We start from the raw sequence: 13,777 nt of genomic DNA, 5'->3' as shown, positions 1-13,777 counted from the left end.
AGCAGATGGGCCACGCTCGGCCGTCGACAGTATCCCTACGCCGGCCGCTCGTCCCCCGTTGATGTTGCGTCACTGGCGTCCCTGACGCATAGCTCTGATATACAGACAGTTGCCGAGCATCGGCCGCGGTCCGGGTCGAGGGGTCCATGCCGAACAATCATCCCCGCATCCTGATCTATTCGCACGATTCGTTCGGGTTGGGACACTTGCGACGTTGCCGGGCGATCGCGCATTCCATGGTCGGTGCCATGGATACGCTGTCCGTCATCATCCTGTCCGGATCCCCGATCATTGGCAGCTTCGATTTCCGGTCGCGGGTGGATTTCGTGCGCGTGCCGGGCGTAATCAAGCTCCGCGACGGCGCCTACTCATCACATTCCCTTTCGCTCGGGATCGAGGAGATGCTGCGCCTGCGCGCGTCGATCATCGAGCACACGGCCGACGTCTTCGATCCCGACATCGTCATCGTCGACAAGGAGCCGCTCGGCCTGCGCGGCGAGGTGCAGCCCACGCTCGAGATGCTGAAGGAGCGTCGCTGCCGCCTCGTCCTCGGCCTGCGCGACGTCATGGACGACCCGGCGAGCCTCGCCGACGAGTGGGAGCGCAAGCACGCCGTCGCGGCGCTCGAGGAGCTCTACGACGAGATCTGGGTCTACGGCAAAGCCGAGGTGCACGACCCGCTGGAGGGCGTCTGCGTCCCCGACGGCGTGCGCGACAAGATGCTGTACACCGGCTACCTGAAGCGGGAGCTGCCCAACGGGGACTCCACCGCCGAGCTGAACCCGTTCGACGAGGAGCCCTTCATCCTCGTGACGCCCGGCGGCGGCGGCGACGGGATGGAGCTCGTCGACTGGGTGCTGCGCGCCTACGAGGCGCACGAGCGACCGCTCTTCCCCGCCCTCGTCGTCCTCGGCCCCTTCATGCCGACGGAGAAGCAGGCCGAGTTCAAGGCCCGCGCCGAGGCGCTGCGCGACGTCCACGTCATCCGCTTCACCCCGGTGATCGAGAAGCTGATGAACGAGGCGACCGCGATCGTCGGCATGGGCGGCTACAACATCTTCTGCGAGATCCTGTCGTTCGACAAACCGACGCTGCTGGTGCCGCGTGTCGTGCCCCGGCGCGAGCAGGCGATCCGTGCCCGCAAGGCGGAGGCGGCAGGACTTCTCACGTGCCTTCCCATCGACGACTACCCCAACGTGGAGCGAATGGTCGACGCGCTCGCCGAGCTGCCTGAACGCCAGCCCCCCTCCGCCGCAGGCTTCGACGAGCTTCTGTGCGGCCTCGAAACCATCAATGCGCGGACCGAGGAGATCCTGTCCCACCGCAAGACGCGCATGCCCCACTACAGCCGCCTGAGCCTCGTGCGCTGATGGGAGGTCGCGTCGCCGTCGTGGTGAAGGGCTATCCGCGCCTGTCGGAAACCTTCATCGCCCAGGAGATCCTCGGCCTCCAGCGCCGCGGGATCGACCTCACCATCGTGTCGCTGCGCCACCCGACGGAGAGCGCGGTCCACGAGGTGCACCGGCAGATCACCGCGCCGGTGCTCTACCTGCCGGAGTACCTGAAGGACGACCCCGCCCGCGTGAGGGCCGCGCGGCGCATCGCCGAGGGTCTCCCCGGCTATGCCCGCGCCGAGGCCGCCTACCGCCGCGACCTGGAGCGCGATCCCTCGGCGAGCCGCCGGCGCCGCTGGGGGCAGGCCGCCGTCCTCGCCGCGGAACTCCCGGAAGGGACGGGGGCGATCTACGTCCACTACCTCCACACCCCGGCCTCGGTCGCCCGCTACGCCTCGCTGATGACGGGCGTGCCCTACGCCTTCTCGGCCCACGCCAAGGACATCTACACGACGCCGGAGTGGGACCTGCGGGAGAAGATCGCCGACGCGGAGTGGGGCACCACCTGTACCGCCGCGAACCGCGACGTCCTCGACCGCCTGGCGCCGAGGGGCCGGAGCGTGGACCTCGTCTACCACGGCCTCGACCTTTCGCTGTTCCATCCCGAGGCGAAGCGCGGAGAGGGGCCGCTGCGCATCCTCTCGGTCTGCCGCGCGGTGGAGAAGAAGGGCCTCGACGACGTCTTCAGGGCACTCGCGAGGCTCGACGTCGACTGGCGGTTCGAGCATGTCGGCGGCGGCGGCCTGGTGAAGGACCTCACCGGGCTCGCCGAACGGCTCGGGATCGCCGACCGCATCGCCTTCCTCGGCGCGCTGCCGCGCGAGGACGTCGTGGCGGCCTACAGGCGGGCCGACGTCTTCGTGCTGGCGAGCCGCATCGCCAGGAACGGCGACCGGGACGGTCTCCCCAACGTCATCATGGAGGCGATGGCGATGGGGCTGCCGGTGGTCTCGACCGAGGTCTCGGCCGTGCCGGAGATCGTCACCGCGGAGACGGGCATCCTGGTCCCGCCGCGCGACGCCGCGGCGCTCGGCAAGGCGCTCGCCGACCTCGCGGCGTCGCCGGAGACGCGCACCCGGCTCGGCCAGGCCGGGGCCGCCCGCGTCACGTCGCATTTCTCGCCGGACCCCGGCCTCGACCACATCGCCGCGCGCCTCACACAGACGATGTCGGCCCGCCAGGCGGCCTGATGCGGATCGCGCTTCTGACGCCGATGAAGCCGCCGGACCACCCGGTGCCTTCGGGCGACCGCACCTTCGCGAGACTGATCCGCGCGGCGCTGGAGGCCGGCGGCCATGATGTCGTGCTGCCCTCGACGCTGCGCACATGGTGCCGCACGCCCGACGATCTCGCCGCGGTGGAGGCCGAGGCGTCCGCCGAGGTGGGGCGCATCGCCGACACGTGGCTGCGCGGGCTCGCGCCCGACGCGATCCTCACCTACCACAACTACCACAAGGCGCCAGATCTCCTCGGGCCGCCGCTCGCCCGGCTGTTCGGCTGCCCCTACGCCATCGTCGAGGCGAGCCGCGCCGAGAAGCGGGCGAGGGGCCCCTGGGCGCGGGGCTTCGCCCTCGCCGACCGGGCGCTGTCGATCGCCGGCGCGCTCGGCGCGGTGACGGAGCACGACGCGGCGGCGCTGTCCGCCTTCGCGCCGGACAAGGTGATGCGCGTGCCGCCCTTCGTGGACGTCGCTCCCTTCCGCGCTTCGGCCGGGCGCGTCCCCGAAACCCTCGCCTGCGCGGCGATGCTGCGGCCGGGGCGCAAGGCCGACAGCGTGCGCGTCCTCGCCGACGCCTACGCCAGGATCCGCGCCGCCCGGCCCGGCGCGACCCTCACCCTCGCGGGCGAGGGCCCGGAGCGGGACGCGCTCGAGCCGCTGTTCCCCCCCGGGACCTTCTGCGGCCTCCTCGACCAGGAGGCGCTCGCCGACCTCTTCGCCCGTTCGTCCCTCTTCGTGTGGCCGGCGATCGACGAGCCCTTCGGTTTCGCGTTCCTGGAGGCGCAGGCGGCGGGATTGCCGGTGGTCGGCGGCCGCTCGCCCGGCGTGGTGGACATCGTCAGGGACGGCGAGACCGGCATCCTCGTCGACCCCGGCGACCCGGACGCCATCGCCGGGGCGGTCCTGTCGCTCCTCGACGATCCGGCGCGGCTCGCGGCGATGTCCCGCAACGCCGCCGCGTTCGCGGCCGCGAACGACCTCGCCGCCGGCCTCTCGCGTCTCACGGAGCTGATGAAGCGGGCGGCGATGGTGGGCGCGCGCCCATGACCGGAGCGACACCGCCCGCAGCAGCACCGCCCGCAGCAACACGGCCCGGCGCGGTCGGCGGCGGGGCGACCCGTGCCGTCATCTGGGTCCAGCACCTTCTCGGCACCGGACACACCGTGCGCGCGGCGGCGATCGCGCACGCGCTTGCGGCGCGCGGGACCGAGGTCACCCTCGTCCTCGGCGCGACGCCGCCGCCGACGCTCGATCTTCACGGCCTCCGCGTCGCCCGGCTCGAGCCGGTGGTGGCGACGGACGCCACCTTCGCCACCATCGCGACCGCCGGCGGCGTCGCCTACCGCGACATCGCGGCGAGCCGCGCCGCGGCGTTTGCGCAGGTCGTGGACACGGTCCGCCCGGACATCCTGCTCCTCGAGACCTTCCCACTCGGACGGCGCGCCTTCGCGGCCGAGATCCTTCCCGTCCTCGAGGCGCTTCCGGTGCCGCGCCCGCTGGTCGCCGCGTCCGTGCGCGACGTCCTTGTGAAGAAGTCCGCCGGCAAGGCCGCCGCGATGACGGACCTCGCCCGCGCCACCCTCGACATCGTGCTGGTCCACGCCGACCCGCGGTTCGTGACGCTGGCCGACAGCTTCCCCGCCGCGGCCGCCATCGAGGACATGATCCGCTACACCGGCTTCGTCCACAGCACGGCCGCGCCCGACGACGGCGGCACCGACGGCGCGGGGGAGGCGATCGTCTCCTGCGGCGGCGGTGCGGTCGGCCGGGCACTGGTGGAGGCGGCCATCGGTGCGGCGGCGCAGGGTCCCTCGCTCCAATGGCGCATCCTCGTCCCCCGGGGCCTCATGCCGCTGCTGCCGGAGTGGCGGGCCGCGGCGCCGGGCAACGTCCTCCTGGAGCCGAACCGGCCGGACTTCCGGGCGCTTCTCGGCCGCGCGGCGATCTCGATCAGCCAGGCCGGCTACAACACCGCGCTCGACGTCCTGGCGGCGGGCGTCCGGGCCATCTTCGTGCCGTTCGCGGCGCACGACGAGACCGAGCAGACCGACCGCGCCCGCGCCCTCGCCGCGAGGGGTCTCGCGGCGGTGATCGCCGAGCGGGACCTGACGGCGTCGCGCCTCGCCGGGGCGGTTGCGAGCGCCATGGCCGCCCCGCCGCCCGCCCGCCCCGAGATCGACCTCGACGGTGCCGCCCGGTCGGCGGACATCCTCGTCGCGGAGGCCGCATGCAGGCGCTGAGGCTTCTGGAGCGGGCGTTCGACGCCGCCGCCGACACCGGCCGCCGGGTCGAGGTCTGGTGGCGCGACGACGACGCGGTGGTGATCGGCCCGCGGCTGGAACGCATGGTGGCCCTCGCCGAGCGCACCGGCGCCAGGGTCGCGCTCGCGGTGATCCCGGCCGACGTCCACTCCCATCTCCTCGCGTGGTGCGAGCGGCGGGTCGACGTGGTGCAACACGGCGCGGCGCACCGCAACCACCAGGCCTCGGGCAAGAAGGCGGAGCTGGGCGATGCCCGTCCGCTGGAGGAGATCGTCGAGGAGCTGGTCGCCCTGCGTGCCCGCCTCGAGGGGCCGAGCTTCGTTCCCGTGATGGTGCCGCCCTGGAACCGGATGCGCCCCGATCTCGCCGCCGCGCTGCGGGACGCGGGCTACCGCGGCGTGTCGCGGTTCGGCGAGGGGGAGGCGTTCGAGCCGATCCGGCGGGTCGACACGCACATCGACCCGATCGCCTGGCGCGGCGACCGCTCGCTCGCGCCTGACGAGGCGCTGGCGGCGATGGTGACACGGGGGCTTGCGGTCGGCGGCCCGATCGGTCTTCTGACGCATCACGCGGTGGAGACGGATGCTGTGGTCGATTTCGTGGCGCGGTTCGCAAGTCTGGTGGCAAGGCACCCCGGGGCGGTCTGGACCGACGCGGCCCGGCTGTTCGCGTCATGACGGCGCCGGGACCGTTCACCCCGATCGAGGACATCGGCCACCTGAGGGGCGCGCTGTTCGGCCTCGACTTCGGGACGAAGACCATCGGCATCGCGGTGTCCGACGAGGGCTGGCGCATCGCGACCCCGCTGCACACGATCCGCCGCACCAAGTTCAAGGCGGACTCGACCGCGCTCCTCGACCTCGCCACGCGCTACAACGTGACCGCCTTCGTCGTCGGCCTGCCGCTCAACATGGACGGCACGTCCGGCCCGCGGGCGCAGTCGACGCGCGACTTCGCGCGCAACATGGCCAAGCTCTCGGAGCGGCCGATGGTGGCGTGGGACGAGCGGTGGTCGACGGTGGCGGCGGAGCGGGCGCTGATCGAGACGGACACGTCACGCGCCAAGCGCCGCGAATCCATCGACAAGATGGCGGCGACGATCATCCTGCAGGGCGCGCTGGACCGCCTGAGGGCCCTCGATTACCCGATCAGGGGCTAATTTCTCCGGAAGGGCTGCGGCGGGGTCAAGTGGCCGCCCGGAGCCACGCGCAGCCCGCGAGGGCGAGCATGGCGAGGACGGCCGCTTGACGCCGTCGTGGCCCGGAGCAGCCTTGAGAGGAGGGTCGCGGCGGCCGGACGCGCAAGCGGCCGTCCGTCCCGAACCTCTGCCCGTCGGCGAGACGGGGAGGAGCACGAGGAGGGGAACCCCTCCTCGTCTTCGGGCCGGGGCGCGGATCGCCGGCCCGGCGCCGGTTCGATCCGAGGCGCGCCCCGTCAGTTGGCGAACTTGAAGAGGATCACGTCGCCGTCGTGGACGCGGTAGTCCTTGCCTTCGTCGCGGGCCTTGCCGGCTTCCTTCGCCGCCACTTCGCCGCCGAGGCCGATGTAGTCGTCGTAGGCGATGGTCTGGGCGCGGATGAAGCCCTTCTCGAAGTCGGTGTGGATCACGCCGGCGGCCTGCGGGGCGAGGGTGCCGTCGCGGATCGTCCAGGCGCGGGCCTCCTTCGGGCCGGCGGTGAAGTAGGTGATGAGGTCGAGGAGGCCGTAGCCGGCGCGGATGAGCCGGTCGAGCCCCGGCTCCTCCAGGCCGAGTGTCTCCAGGTACTCGGTCTGCTCCTCCGGGTCGAGCTGGGCGATCTCGGCCTCGATGGCGGCGGAGATGACGACCGACGCCGCGCCCTGCTTCTTCGCCATCTCGGCGGCGCGCTCGGAGATCGCGTTGCCGGTGGCGGCCGAGCCTTCGTCGACGTTCAGCACGTAGAGGAGGGGCTTGCCGGTGAGGAGGTTCAGCATCTTGAACGGGCGCCGCTCCTCGTTGGAGAGCTCCAGCTCGCGCGCGGGCCGGCCTTCCTGGAGGAGGGCGATGACCTTGTCCATCAGATCGACGTCGGCCCTGGCCTCCTTGTCGCCGCCCTGGGCGCGCTTGCGCAGGTTGGTGACGCGGCGCTCGAGGCTCTCGAGGTCGGCGAGCATCAGCTCGGTCTCGACGGTCTCGGCGTCGGCGACCGGGTCGATGGAGCCGGCGACATGGGTGATGTCGTCATCCTCGAAGCAGCGCAGCACGTGGGCGATGGCGTCGACCTCGCGGATGTTGGCGAGGAACTGGTTGCCGAGGCCCTCGCCCTTGGAGGCGCCCCGTACGAGGCCGGCGATGTCGACGAAGGTGAGGCGCGTCGGAACGATGTTGGCGGACTTGGCGACCGCCGCGATCCGGGTGAGGCGCGGATCCGGGACGGCGACGTCACCGGTGTTCGGCTCGATGGTGCAGAACGGATAGTTGGCCGCCTGCGCCGCCGCCGTCTTCGTCAATGCGTTGAACAGCGTTGACTTGCCGACGTTCGGCAGGCCGACGATGCCGCATTTGAAACCCATGGCTTACTTCCTGAGAAGGTTGGCGAGCGCGGCGAAGGGGCCGGACGCGGTGGTGTCGGTGCCGCGCTCGGGCGCGGGTTTCGGGCTCGGTGCCGCGGCGGGCGTCTCCTCGCCGGCGGTCTCCGCCTTGCCGGCGGCGGCCTTCTCGGCCTCGGCACGGGCGGCGGAGCGCGCGGCGCGGCGGGCGGCGCCGGTGGACCTGGCGCCTTCGCCGAGGCGCAGATGCACCTTGGAGGCGAACTTGGCGTCGTCGCCCGTGGCGAGGAGGGGGGCCTCCTCGGCAAAGGCGGTCAGCATCGGCTCCAGCCAGTCCTGGTCGGCCTTGGGAAAGTCCTTGAGGACGTAGCCGGGGACCAGCTCCTTGCGGCCGGGGTGGCCGACGCCGATGCGAAGGCGGCGGTAACCGTCCTTCAGCAGCGAGGACAGGGACTTGAGGCCGTTGTGGCCGCCGGTCCCGCCGCCGGTCTTCATCTTGAACTTGCCCGGTGGCAGGTCGATCTCGTCGTGGACGATGATGATGTCCGACAGGTCGACCTTGTAGAACCGCGCCGCTTCCGCGACGGCGTGGCCGGAGAGGTTCATGAAGGTGGTCGGCTTCATGAGGAGGACGCGCGTGCCGTCGATGGTGGCTTCGGCGACCTCGCTCTGGAACTTGGTGCGCCAGGGGGCGCCGTTCCACCGGTCGTGCAGGCGGTCGACCGCCATGAACCCCACGTTGTGGCGGTTCATGGCGTATTCCTTGCCGGGGTTCCCGAGGCCGACGATGAGCTTCAGCATGGGGTAACCCCGGTTCGATTACTCGCTGTCGCTCTCGGCGGCGCCTTCGCCACCCTCGGCGGACTCGTCGGCGCCTTCGGCTTCACCCTCGGCACCCTCTTCCGTCTCCTCCTCCTCGACCGGCTCGGCGACCGGCGCGGTGATGGTGGCGATCGGGAACGGCTCGTCGGTGGTGAAGTTCACGCCGGACGGCAGGGTGACCTGGTCGGACATGACGTGCGCGCCGATCTCGAGCCCGGCGATCGAGACTTCGATGTGCTCGGGAATCGCGGTGGCGCCGGCTTCGACGGTCAGGGTGTGGTGGACGAGGTTGAGGACGCCGTCCTGCTGGGTGAGGCCGGGGCACTCGTCCTCGCCGACGATGGCGACCGGAACGTCCACGGTGACGCGCGAGCGGGCGGTGACGCGCAGGAAGTCGACGTGGAGCAGGCGCTCGCGGACCGGGTCGCGCTGGTAGTCGCGGGCCAGGACCTGGACCTTCTTGCCGCCGACGTCGAGCGTCCAGACGTGGGTCTTGAAGCCGCCTGCGTAGAGCGCCATCGAGGTGGGCTTCCACGGGATCGCGATCGCGACCGGCGGTTCGTTGTTGCCGTAGATCACGGCGGGAATCATATCGGTTCGCCTCAGTGCGCGCGCGGCCCCCTTGCCCGTCCGTTCGCGCACTTCGGCCTTCAGCTCGAAGCCTGCGGCCATCGTACTCTCCTTCGGTGTTGGAACGATGCCGGAGGCTGTCGTCAGCGCCGGCATCCGCGCACAGGTGCGCGTCCCGCCTCCAGGGGTGCGGGCGAGGGGGGTATAAGGTTGACGGAGCGCAAACACAAGAGGGCGAGGGCGCGCCAGCAGCCATGCCGGGCGTCCGCCGAACGGTCAGGCGGCGATCCTAGCGCCCGCGCCGGATTTGGCAAAGCCCCTCCCGCCGCCCGGGATCGGCGCGGATCGGCCTTGCCGGCCGGTCGCCGTCAGCGGGTGTCGAGGCGGAATTTCAGGAACCGGGCGCCGGCGTGCTCGACCGTCCCGACCGGCGCGGCACCGATCCGCCTAAGCGCGCCGAGGTGCCTGCGCGACGGGGGGAGGAGGAAGGTCACGTAAGGGATCCTGGCGTCGGACCTGGCGATTGCGAGGGCCTTCCGGGTGACCGGAAGGCCGAGTCCGAAGCGGTCCGGCCGGAGGACGAGCCCGTAGTCCCACTCGTCGCCCTCCCTCTGGAAGCCACCCCAGCCGACATAGGCGCCGCCGGCGAGAATCCCCCAGTGGCCGAGCCCGTCGCGCGTCCAGCACGCTTCCTTCGCGGCGACGAACCCGGCGAGCCGGGCCTCGTCCCAGGCGAAGTCGAGGAGCGGCATGTGCCGTGCGACGCGCGGGTCGGACATGTGGGCGATGATCTCGCCGGCCGGCACGTCCGGCAGGCGGACGAAGGTGATCTCGGGCGGCACGGGCCGGGGCTCGGCTCGGGATGACGCAGGTGACGCGGCAGGGGGCATGGCGCGGTATCGGTTCACGGCCGGCGCAGGTGGGCCGTGCGCGCCGCGGGGGTCAAGCGGGTGAGGCGCGCAGGGGGGTCACGTTCGGGTGTGCGTCCGGCGGCCGCCCGGCTGCGGCGGCGTCCTGACGTCAGGCGATCGCGGCGCGGCGGACCGAGAGGTCGATGGGCCGGTCGGGGATGATGATCTCGAAGCTCGCGCCGGTGGGCGCGTCGATCAGCGTCAGGCTGCCGCCGTGGGCGCGCACGAGCTCGGCGGAGATGGCGAGGCCGAGCCCGGTGCCGCCCCGGCGCCCGTTGCCCTTGAACGGCTGGAAGAGGCTCTGCTTCACCTTGGCGGGAATCCCGGGCCCCGTGTCGGAGACGACGATGCGAACGACCGATCCCGACCGCTCGGCGGCGATGGCGAGGCGGCGCACCACGCTGTCGTGGTCGCTCGACTCCAGCGCCTCCATGGCGTTGCGGCACAGGTTCATGAGGACGCGGTAGAGCTGGTCCGGGTCCGCGTCGACCTCGATCTCATGCTCGATGATGATGCGGAAGTCGATGTTGGGGTGCGTGTCGAGGCCGAGGATCTCGCCGACGTCGGCGGCGAGATGGTGGAGGTCGACGAGACGGCGGCTCGGCGGCGCCTCGCCCGCGCGCCCGTAGGCGAGCACGCCGGAGGTGTAGCCGACGGCACGGTCGAGCGCGCGCACCAGCTTGGGGACGAACCGCTGCACGGTCGGGTCCTGCACCATCGCGAGGCGGTCGGAGAAGAGCTGCGCCGAGGCGAGGAGGTTCCTGAGGTCGTGGTTGATCTTGGAGACCGCCATGCCGAGCTCGGCGAGGCGGCGCCGCTCGATCATCGTGTCGCAGAGCTGGTGCTGCATGGCGGCGAGGCTCCGCTCGGCCTCGCCCAGCTCGTCGGTGCGGCCGGAGGGGATGATGGTGCGGCTCGTGTCCTCGGGGTCGGTGGCGAAGTCGATCATCGCGTCGGCGAGGCGGCGGACCGGCCGCACGAAGAGCCAGCGCAGCGACATGTAGACGAGGATCGCCGTGACGATGGAGATGACGAGCGACAGGGCGAGGATGTTCCAGGAGTAGGCGAGCATCGCCTGCCGCAGCGGCGTCTCCTCCAGGATGATGTCGACCTCCTCGTCGAGGCCGTCCGGCATCGCGGTGACGCGGATGATGCGTCCGTTGGGGGCGAACAGCGTGTCGAATGCGGAGACGATGGACTGGAAGATCGTCTCGTTGCCGAGCTCGATGTGCCGGTCGACGCTGGTGGGCGGCATCGCCATCGCGAGGAGGCGGCGCCGATTCCCCTCGCGGTGGGAGATCGCGATGGTGTTGGTCGCGGTCAGAAGGCGCAGCTTGAGGCCTTCGGGGACGTTCGGCGTCTCGGCGATGATCGCGGCCGCGACGGAGGCGTTGCGGTGCGCATCGCGCAGCCAGTTGTTGCGGTAGTTGGCGATCGACGGAACGAAGATGAAGATTTCCGACACCATGACGAACACGATCGTCAGGACGAGAAGTTTCGTCCCCAACGATGCGCGTGCCGGGACACGCTCCGTTTTCGTCATCATCATGGCCATGGCCCGCCCACCTTAGACCAGCGTGCCCCGTCTCGGCATCTCATTGTTGGTAATTGCACAATGCCGAGCGATGTGCGTGGCCGGAAGGTCTCACACGCGCTTCAGAAAGGCGAGTAGGGACCGGACCCACTTCTTATCGAGCTTTTTGCCGAAATAAAGTGTCGCGGCCCGTTTGCCGGCTTCGGAGAGGGTCGGGTAGGCGGGGGTGAACGAGGCGATCGTCGCCGGCGACACCTTTGCGGCGAGGGCGAGGGCGTAGGTGGCGACGATGTCGCCCGCCGTCGGGGCGACGACGGTCGCGCCGAGGAGCTTGCCGCGCCCGCTGAGGACGAGCTTCACGAAGCCCTCGGTCGCCGCGTCGGCGCGCGCGCGGTCGTTGCCGGAGAGGGGGGCGACCCAGGCCTCGGCCTTCGGGTCGGCGGCGCGGGCCTCCGCCTCGGTCAGGCCGACCTGGGCGAGCTCGGGGCTCGTGTAGGTGCAGCGGGGCATCAGCGCCGGGTCGTACGTGACCGGCATGCGGAAGACGATCGACTTCACCGCGAGGCTCGCCTGGTGGCCGGCGACGTGGGTGAACTGCAGCCCGCCGGTGACGTCGCCGATGGCATAGATGCGCTTGTTGGAGGTGCGCATCCGCCTGTCGACGGTGATCCCCTTCGCCGTCGCCGCGACGCCCGCCGCGTCGAGGCCGAGGTCGAGGTTGGGGCGGCGGCCGACGGCGACCAGGATGGCCTCGGCGGTGACGGCGCGTCCGTCCGACAGGTGCAGCGTCTTCTCGTCGCCCGAGCGGGTGCAGCGGGCGACCGTCGCTCCCTCTATCAGGTTCACCCCCTCGGCGGTCATCGCGCGGCGCACGACGTCGGCGGCCTCCGGGTCCTCCTTCGAGAGGATGGTGGCGCCTTCCACCACCGTCACCGCGGCGCCGAGGCGGTGGATCGCCTGCGCCATCTCGCAGCCGATCGGTCCGCCGCCGATGATGGCGAGGCGCGCGGGGAGGGCGGTGAGGTCGAACAGCGTCTCGTTGGTGAGGGGATCGCACTCGGCGAGGCCCTCGATGGGGGGCACGACGGGGCTGGAGCCGGTGGCGACGACGAATCGTCGCGCCCGGATCGTCCGTCCGCCCGCCTCGAGCACGTCCGGCCCCGTGAACCGCGCGCTCGCCTGGATCACGGTCACGCCGAGCCCCTCGAACCGCTCCACCGAATCGTGCGGCGCGATGCCGTCGATGACGTCATGGACATGCCGGTGCACGGCGCCGTAGTCCACCGACGGGGCGGCGTGGACGCCGAGGCCCGCACCGGCGCGGGCGGCGTGGGCGTGCCGCGCCGCGGCGATCAGCGCCTTGGAGGGCACGCAGCCGTAGTTGAGGCAGTCCCCGCCCATCTTGCCGCGCTCGATGAGGACGACGCTCTGTCCGAAGGTCGCCGCGGCGGCGGCCACCGTGAGCCCGGCGGAGCCGGCGCCGATGACGGCGATGTCGTAGGGTGTCTCGCTCAACGGGCCGCCCCCTTCGCCTTGCGCCAGCGCTTCAGCGCCACCGGGATCAGCGCCGCGACCGACAGCGCGACGATCGCGGCGATGACGCCGGGCGTGAGGAGGGCGCCGAGCTCGATCTGGCACGTCCCCGCGTCGGCGCAGCCGGGGTTGGCCCGCTCCTGCGCTGCGATCAGCCCGCCGAGGCTGTCGCCCACCAGCGTGTAGGCGAAGGTCCCCGGAATGATCCCGACGGCGGTGGCGATGACGTAGACGCGCAGCGGCACGTCGAAGATCGCCGGCGCGACATTGACGAGCCAGAAGGGAAAGAGCGGGACGAGGCGCAGGAAGAGAAGGTAGTTGAAGGCGTTCTCGTTGAAGCCTTCGGTGAAGCGCTGCGCGAACCGTCCGGCCCGCTCGCGCAGGACGCCGCCGAGCGAGCTCTTTGCGGCGAGGAAGATGACGGTCGCGCCCGCGGTGGCCGCGACCACCGTCAGCGCCGTGCCGAGGACGGCGCCGAAGAGGAAGCCGCCGACGATGGTGATGAGGCTCGCCCCCGGAAACGACACCGCCACGGCGAGCGCGTAGATGCCGAGGTAGGCGGCGACGGTGGCGGCGAGATTGTCCTCCAGCGCCTCCCGCAGCCGCTCGTTGTTGCGGATGATGGCATCGAGCGAAATGTAGTCGTTGAGGCCCGCCGCGTAGAACGCCGCCATCGCCGCCGCGAGCAGGATCAGGGGCCACAGCCGTCGCAGCGACAGCCGGGCCGGGCGATCGGCCGCCGGGGGGGCTGCCGGGACTGAAGCTGCCGGGGAGGGGGCTCCAGAGGGGGCGGGCGGCGCCGGCCGGTCGGACGGTCGCCGGTCGGGCGGGCCGGCCGCCACGGTTTCCCCGGCCGCCGTATCCCTGGCGACGGTCTCCTTGCCGGTTCGTCCCCCGGGCCGATCCGCCGGCGTCGCGTGCCCGGTGTCCGGATGCGGGCCTTTCGCGGGGCCGGGGTCCAGAGCGCCGTCGTTGTGTTGCCGGGTGGGGTGCGCCATCAGCCCTTCGGTGTCTATAAATCCTGC

General features: G+C 71.6%; 13 protein-coding genes. 6 read left to right on the top strand and 7 right to left on the bottom strand.

Going from position 1 to position 13,777, the window contains the following annotated elements; genetic code table 11:
- The first annotated feature begins 248 nt into the window (after window positions 1-248).
- The 6 genes from DLJ53_RS23155 to ruvX are packed head-to-tail and all read left to right on the top strand — an operon-like array spanning window position 249 to window position 6,033.
- A complete protein-coding gene (locus DLJ53_RS23155) occupies window positions 249-1,370 on the top strand; it encodes a glycosyltransferase family protein (RefSeq protein WP_319005101.1) in 1,122 nt (373 codons plus the stop codon).
- Window positions 1,370-2,584 (top strand): glycosyltransferase, encoded by a 1,215-nt coding sequence (locus tag DLJ53_RS23150; RefSeq protein WP_111349601.1) that lies wholly within the window; start codon window positions 1,370-1,372, stop codon window positions 2,582-2,584. The genes DLJ53_RS23155 and DLJ53_RS23150 overlap by 1 nt, the downstream gene beginning before the upstream one ends.
- On the top strand, window positions 2,584-3,660 hold the full coding sequence (locus tag DLJ53_RS23145) for a glycosyltransferase family 4 protein (protein WP_111349600.1): 1,077 nt from the start codon (window positions 2,584-2,586) through the stop codon (window positions 3,658-3,660). The genes DLJ53_RS23150 and DLJ53_RS23145 overlap by 1 nt, the downstream gene beginning before the upstream one ends.
- Window positions 3,657-4,853, top strand: coding sequence for a glycosyltransferase family protein (locus DLJ53_RS23140; RefSeq protein ID WP_111349598.1), 1,197 nt, complete (start codon window positions 3,657-3,659; stop codon window positions 4,851-4,853). The genes DLJ53_RS23145 and DLJ53_RS23140 overlap by 4 nt, the downstream gene beginning before the upstream one ends.
- A complete protein-coding gene (locus DLJ53_RS23135; protein ID WP_111349597.1) occupies window positions 4,841-5,551 on the top strand; it encodes a polysaccharide deacetylase family protein in 711 nt (236 codons plus the stop codon). Before DLJ53_RS23140 ends, DLJ53_RS23135 begins: the two co-directional genes overlap by 13 nt.
- Window positions 5,548-6,033, top strand: a complete 486-nt coding sequence (gene ruvX, locus DLJ53_RS23130; RefSeq protein WP_111349595.1) for a Holliday junction resolvase RuvX — start codon at window positions 5,548-5,550, stop codon at window positions 6,031-6,033. Before DLJ53_RS23135 ends, ruvX begins: the two co-directional genes overlap by 4 nt.
- Before the next feature lie 275 nt (window positions 6,034-6,308).
- Here the strand turns inward: ruvX and ychF are convergent, their stop codons facing one another.
- The 7 genes from ychF to DLJ53_RS23095 form a co-directional block, all read right to left on the bottom strand.
- Complete coding sequence (gene ychF, locus DLJ53_RS23125) at window positions 6,309-7,406, bottom strand: redox-regulated ATPase YchF (RefSeq protein ID WP_111349594.1); 1,098 nt, start codon at window positions 7,404-7,406, stop codon at window positions 6,309-6,311.
- A gap of 3 nt (window positions 7,407-7,409) precedes the next feature.
- Window positions 7,410-8,180: an aminoacyl-tRNA hydrolase gene (pth, locus tag DLJ53_RS23120; protein ID WP_111349938.1), complete on the bottom strand. Its 771-nt coding sequence runs from the start codon at window positions 8,178-8,180 to the stop codon at window positions 7,410-7,412.
- 21 nt (window positions 8,181-8,201) lie between these two features.
- Window positions 8,202-8,876, bottom strand: coding sequence for a 50S ribosomal protein L25/general stress protein Ctc (locus DLJ53_RS23115; RefSeq protein WP_111349592.1), 675 nt, complete (start codon window positions 8,874-8,876; stop codon window positions 8,202-8,204).
- A gap of 266 nt (window positions 8,877-9,142) precedes the next feature.
- Complete coding sequence (locus tag DLJ53_RS23110; protein WP_226579544.1) at window positions 9,143-9,616, bottom strand: GNAT family N-acetyltransferase; 474 nt, start codon at window positions 9,614-9,616, stop codon at window positions 9,143-9,145.
- Window positions 9,617-9,794: 178 nt separating this feature from the next.
- Window positions 9,795-11,240 carry a sensor histidine kinase gene (locus DLJ53_RS23105; protein ID WP_111349589.1) on the bottom strand — a complete coding sequence of 482 codons (1,446 nt, stop codon included), beginning with the start codon at window positions 11,238-11,240 and terminating at the stop codon, window positions 9,795-9,797.
- A 90-nt stretch (window positions 11,241-11,330) separates the two neighbouring features.
- Window positions 11,331-12,734 (bottom strand): dihydrolipoyl dehydrogenase family protein, encoded by a 1,404-nt coding sequence (locus tag DLJ53_RS23100; RefSeq protein WP_111349588.1) that lies wholly within the window; start codon window positions 12,732-12,734, stop codon window positions 11,331-11,333.
- Complete coding sequence (locus DLJ53_RS23095) at window positions 12,731-13,426, bottom strand: TVP38/TMEM64 family protein (RefSeq protein WP_111349586.1); 696 nt, start codon at window positions 13,424-13,426, stop codon at window positions 12,731-12,733. The genes DLJ53_RS23100 and DLJ53_RS23095 overlap by 4 nt, the downstream gene beginning before the upstream one ends.
- Window positions 13,427-13,777 lie beyond the last annotated feature (351 nt).

It is taken from the genome of Acuticoccus sediminis, assembly GCF_003258595.1.
Classification (GTDB): domain Bacteria; phylum Pseudomonadota; class Alphaproteobacteria; order Rhizobiales; family Amorphaceae; genus Acuticoccus; species Acuticoccus sediminis.
This window is presented reverse-complemented; position numbering and strand designations above follow the sequence as displayed.

What these genes read in the sequence shown, in the direction of transcription:
- DLJ53_RS23155 (WP_319005101.1), top strand. Translation starts at nt 249, where the DNA reads ATGGATACGCTGTCCGTCATCATCCTGTCCGGATCCCCGATCATTGGC.
- DLJ53_RS23150 (WP_111349601.1), top strand. Translation starts at nt 1,370, where the DNA reads ATGGGAGGTCGCGTCGCCGTCGTGGTGAAGGGCTATCCGCGCCTGTCG.
- DLJ53_RS23145 (WP_111349600.1), top strand. Translation starts at nt 2,584, where the DNA reads ATGCGGATCGCGCTTCTGACGCCGATGAAGCCGCCGGACCACCCGGTG.
- DLJ53_RS23140 (WP_111349598.1), top strand. Translation starts at nt 3,657, where the DNA reads ATGACCGGAGCGACACCGCCCGCAGCAGCACCGCCCGCAGCAACACGG.
- DLJ53_RS23135 (WP_111349597.1), top strand. Translation starts at nt 4,841, where the DNA reads ATGCAGGCGCTGAGGCTTCTGGAGCGGGCGTTCGACGCCGCCGCCGAC.
- ruvX (WP_111349595.1), top strand. Translation starts at nt 5,548, where the DNA reads ATGACGGCGCCGGGACCGTTCACCCCGATCGAGGACATCGGCCACCTG.
- ychF (WP_111349594.1), bottom strand. Translation starts at nt 7,406, where the DNA reads ATGGGTTTCAAATGCGGCATCGTCGGCCTGCCGAACGTCGGCAAGTCA.
- DLJ53_RS23115 (WP_111349592.1), bottom strand. Translation starts at nt 8,876, where the DNA reads ATGGCCGCAGGCTTCGAGCTGAAGGCCGAAGTGCGCGAACGGACGGGC.
- DLJ53_RS23105 (WP_111349589.1), bottom strand. Translation starts at nt 11,240, where the DNA reads ATGGCCATGATGATGACGAAAACGGAGCGTGTCCCGGCACGCGCATCG.
- DLJ53_RS23095 (WP_111349586.1), bottom strand. Translation starts at nt 13,426, where the DNA reads ATGGCGGCGTTCTACGCGGCGGGCCTCAACGACTACATTTCGCTCGAT.